Raw genomic sequence first — 2,540 nt, 5'->3', positions numbered from 1 at the left:
CCGCCCCGGCCCGCCAGCACCTTCAGCGACCGGGAACGCAGGGCGACCACCCGCGCACCGTCCTCAAGGGACAACATCCCCGCAACCGTCGCCGCAGCAATCTCACCCTGCGAATGCCCCACCACAGCCTCCGGGGCAACACCCGCCGCCTCCCACACCGCAGCCAACGACACCATCACCGCCCACAGAGCAGGCTGAACCACATCAGCCGCCTCCAACGCAGGCGCACCATCCGCACCCGCAAGGACCTCGTCCAACGACCAGTCCACATAAGGCGAGAGCGCAGCCGCACACTCACCCAGCCGCGCCGCGAACACCGGCGACACCTCCGCCAGCTCACGCCCCATCCCCACCCACTGCGAACCCTGACCCGCGAACGCGAACACCGGGCGGGAGCCCGAGCGGGCCACCCCGGACACCACCGAACCCGAAGGCACACCGGCCGCCAGACTCTCCAGCCCGGCCACCAGCTCCGTACCGTCACCGCTCACCACCACAGCCCGGTGCTCGAACGCGGACCGGGTCGTCGCCAACGACCACGCCACATCAGCCGTTTCCAGCTCCGGGCGGGCAGCCACCCACGCCCCCAGCCGCTCCCCCTGCCCCGCGAGCCCCGCAGCAGAACGCCCCGACACCACCCACGGCACCACCGCACCGGCCTCAGCGCCGGAGAGCACCCGTGCCGAAGCTGCGGGGCAGCCGTCCGTGAGGTGGTCGTCCGTCTCCGGGTTCTCCTCTCCTGTCTCCTCGGCGGGGGCCTCCTCCAGGAGCACGTGGACGTTGGTACCGCTGATACCGAAGGAGGAGACACCGGCGCGGCGGACCTGGCCGTCGGGCCGCCACGGCACCGCTTCGGTGAGCAGCCGCACATCTCCGGCGCTCCAGTCGACATGCGGGGACGGCGCGTCGGCATGCAGGGTGCGCGGCAGCTGCTCGTGCTGAAGCGCCAGCACCATCTTGATGATCCCCGCGACACCCGCTGCGGCCTGGGTGTGACCGATGTTGGACTTCACCGAGCCCAGCCACAGCGAGCCGCGCTCGCCGCGGTCCTGGCCGTACGTGGCCAGCAGCGCCTGCGCCTCGATCGGATCACCCAGCCTCGTACCCGTACCGTGCGCCTCCACCACGTCCACATCGGCGGGCGTCAGCCGGGCGTTGGCCAGCGCCGCGCGGATCACCCGCTGCTGCGAGGGGCCGTTGGGCGCTGTCAGACCGTTGGACGCACCGTCCTGGTTGACGGCGTCTCCCCGTACCAGGGCCAGCACCTTGTGCCCGTTGCGGCGGGCGTCCGCCAGCCGCTCCACGACCAGCACACCGGTGCCCTCGGCGAAGCCCATGCCGTCCGCGTCGGCGGAGAACGCCTTGCAGCGGCCGTCCTCGGCCAGGCCGCGCTGTTGACTGAAGCCCACGATCCCGTCCGGGGTGGAGATGATCGTGGTGCCGCCCGCGAGCGCCAGGGAGCACTCGCCGGCGCGGATCGCCTGGGCGGCCAGGTGCAGCGCGACCAGGGAGGAGGAGCATGCCGTGTCCACCGTCACCGCCGGGCCTTCGAGACCGAGCGCGTACGAGATCCGGCCGGACAGCACACTGGTGGCGAAGCCGGTGGTGGCGCTCCCCTCCGCGCCCTCGCTCCCGGCGGCCAGACCGATCCCGTAGGCCGAGGCGAAGCCGCCGACGAAGACACCGGTCTGGCTGCCGCGCAGCGCGGCCGGGTCGATGCCCGCCCGCTCCAGCGCCTCCCAGGAGGTCTCCAGGATCTGCCGCTGCTGCGGGTCCATGGCAAGGGCCTCACGCGGGCTGATCCCGAAGAAATCGGCGTCGAAGCCTCCGGCGTCCGAGACGAATCCGCCGTCCCGCGCGTAGGAGGTGCCCACGCTGTCGGGGTCCGGGTCGTAGAGGCCCTCCACGTCCCAGCCCCGGTCGTCCGGGAAGCGTGAGACGGCGTCCGTCCCCCCGGCGAGCAGGCGCCAGAACTCCTCCGGGCCGTTGACGTCGCCGGGGAACCGGCAGGCCAGGCCGACGATCGCGAGGGGTTCGCCGGAGGCGGCGTCGGCCGTGCGGACCGGCGGCAGGCCGACGGTGTGCTCGTCCCCGTCGCCGACGAGCCGGGACCTCAGGTGACCGGCGAGCGCGAGCGGGTTGGGGTAGTCGAAGACCAGGGTGGCCGGGAGCCGCAGCCCGGTCGCACCGTTCAGCCGGTTGCGGAGCTCGACGGCGGTCAGCGAGTCGAAGCCGATGTCGGTGAAGGCCCGGCACGGCTCGATCGCCTCCGCCGACGTGTGCCCCAGGACGGCCGCCACGTGGGTGCGGACCAGGTCGGTCAGCAGCCGCATCCGCTCCGGTTCCGGCAGTCCGGCCAGCTGCTGCGGCAGCGAGTCGGCACCACCGCCGTCCGCACCGGCGGCGGTTCGCCGCCCGATGCCGGCGGTGACCAGCGCCCGCCACAGCGGCGGGACCTCCGTGCTGCGGGCCGCCTGGGCCCGCAGCGCCGCCGGGTCCAGCCGGAAGGGAACAACCGCCGCCTCGTCGCCCGCCCGAGA

General features: G+C 73.3%; 1 protein-coding gene. It reads right to left on the bottom strand.

Going from position 1 to position 2,540, the window contains the following annotated elements; all coding sequences use genetic code 11:
- A partial coding sequence (locus tag ACFXBC_RS34995; protein WP_385034152.1) for a beta-ketoacyl synthase N-terminal-like domain-containing protein occupies positions 1 to 2,540 on the bottom strand: 2,540 nt, incomplete at both ends.

The sequence above is a fragment of the Streptomyces sp. NPDC059398 genome (assembly GCF_042751845.1).
GTDB lineage: Bacteria > Actinomycetota > Actinomycetes > Streptomycetales > Streptomycetaceae > Streptomyces.
This window is presented reverse-complemented; position numbering and strand designations above follow the sequence as displayed.